Genomic DNA, 2095 nt, shown 5'->3' on the forward strand with positions numbered 1-2095 from the left:
CGCGCCCCCGGGACCGCCCGCCTGCCGCGGGTACTCGGCGCCCCCCCGGCGGCGCCCACCCGGGGGGCGACGGTGCCTACTATCTGTCCCGCCGCCATCTCCCGAGCGCGCGGGCTCCAGTCGTCGAGGGCGGGCAGCCGGGACATGTCGGTGACCAGTTCGCGCACGATCATCTGCAATTCGTAGGCGATCAGACGGCGCAGCGCCGCCGACCCGCCGTGGCGCTCGCGGGTGAGGAAGCCGAACAGCGCGTGCTTGGCCTCGGCCTGGTCGAAGACGAAACGCACGGTGTCGGCCAGGCCGATGTCGGTGCGCCGGCGCACCTCGCGCAGGGCCAGGCGCAGGGCGGTGACGCCCTCGTCGACCAGGGCGGCGGCCAGATCGTCGAGCGAGGCGAAGTGCCGATAGAAGGCGGTCGGGACAATGCCTGCCGAGCGGGCTATCTCGCGCAGGCTCAAGGCCGCGAAGCCGCGCTCGGCGGCCAGCGCGAGGGTGCCCTCCAGGAGTGCCGCGCGGGTGCGCTCCTTGCGTTCGCTGCGGGTTGCTGCTTGCTCGGTCATCACGGTGAGCATACGTCCGTACACCATACTTTCGGGTCGATCCTGTAATTCGAGTCACAGCTTTCGCCGGTTGACACCACTACCGGGGGGTAGGTCACACTTGATGAGTGTACAAGCGTGCACCGAAATCGATCCGCCCGGCGCTGGGCGGGAAGCACGCACCCTGACGACAGGTACGGAGAACCCGATGGTGGATCTCATCGATCTGGTGCAGACCCTGACCACCCCGCATCCGCTGGACCGCTATCTCGAACTCGTCCACCCGAGCCTGACCGTGCGCAGGCCGCGCGCGGTGATCACCGAGGTGGACCGCTCGGTCCCCGGCTCGGTGACCCTGACCCTGCGCACCCCGCGACGCCTGCGCGGACGCGCCGCGGGCCAGTACGTGCGCATCGGCGTCGTGGTCGACGGCGTGCGCCACACCCGCTGCTACTCGCCGATCGACGCCGAGGGCGGCGACGGCCGAACCCTGCGGCTGACCGTCAAGCACCACCCCGGCGGCGTGGTGTCCGGCTACCTGAACACCCGGGTGCGCCCCGGCATTGTGGTCGACATCGCCGGGCCGGAGGGAGTGTTCCGGCTGCCCGAGCCGCGGCCCGAGCGGGTGGTGCTGATCAGCGGCGGCAGTGGCATCACGCCGGTGCTGTCCATGCTGCGCACCCTCGTGGCGGAAGGACACCTCGAGCGCGACGGCCGCGAGATCGTCTTCCTGCACTACGCGCGGTCGCCCGAGGAGGTGCCGCACCTGGCCGAACTGACTGCGCTGGCGCGCAGACACCCGCGGCTGCGGCTGGAAGCGCGTTACCCCGAGCGTGGCGACGCGGGCTTCGGGCACGACGAACTGGAGCGGGTCGCGCCCTGGTTCGCCGACGCGCAGACCTACCTGTGCGGCCCGCCCGGGCTGACGGCGGCGGTGCGCACCGTCTACGAGGCCGAAGGGCTCGGCGAGCGGCTGCACAGCGAGGAGTTCACCCTGACCATCGCGCCCGCCGACCCGGCGCGGGCCCACGGCACGGTGCGCTTCAGCGCCAGCGGGGTGAGCGCTCCGAACTCCGGTGCCGCGCTGCTCGAGCAGGCCGAGTCGGCCGGGCTGAGCCCCGAGTACGGCTGCCGGATGGGGATCTGCTTCTCCTGCACGGCCGTTCGCCGCAGCGGCTGCACCCGCGACCTGCGCACCGGCGAGACCGGCTCCGATCCCGGCCAGCCGATCCAGCTGTGCGTGAGCGCGCCGGTCGGCGACGTCGACATCGACATCTGAGTGGCCCGCTGTTCCCGCGGCCGCCCGAGACATCCGAGAACGAGACGCGAGGAAATGCCATGACCCGCGAGACCGAGAAGACCCGCGAGGCCGAGAAGACCCGCGAGTCCGACAAGACCATCGAGACCGAGAAGACCATCCTGACCGAGACCGAGAACGGCCCCCTGGTGCTGAGCCCGGAGCAGGTGCGCGAACTGGGCGAGGAGCTCGACGCCCTGCGCAATCGCGTGCTCGCCGACCTGGGCGAGCGCGACCGCGAGTACATCTACTCGATCAA

General features: G+C 71.4%; 2 protein-coding genes and 1 pseudogene. 2 read left to right on the forward strand and 1 reads right to left on the reverse strand.

The annotated features are described in order from the left end of the window. On the reverse strand, positions 1–560 hold a 560-nt coding region (locus tag QH283_RS07970), incomplete at its 3' end, for a TetR family transcriptional regulator (protein ID WP_280502376.1). 187 nt (positions 561–747) lie between these two features. On the opposite strand from QH283_RS07970, the gene QH283_RS07975 reads away from it, so the two are divergent. Then, the gene (locus QH283_RS07975) at positions 748–1818 is read left to right on the forward strand and encodes a ferredoxin reductase (RefSeq protein WP_280502377.1); all 1071 of its coding nucleotides are present in this window, start codon (positions 748–750) and stop codon (positions 1816–1818) included. A gap of 59 nt (positions 1819–1877) precedes the next feature. Then, positions 1878–2095, forward strand: a pseudogene (locus QH283_RS07980) (acyl-CoA desaturase); the annotation flags it as partial.

Source organism: Nocardia farcinica (assembly GCF_029867845.1).
GTDB lineage: Bacteria > Actinomycetota > Actinomycetes > Mycobacteriales > Mycobacteriaceae > Nocardia > Nocardia farcinica_A.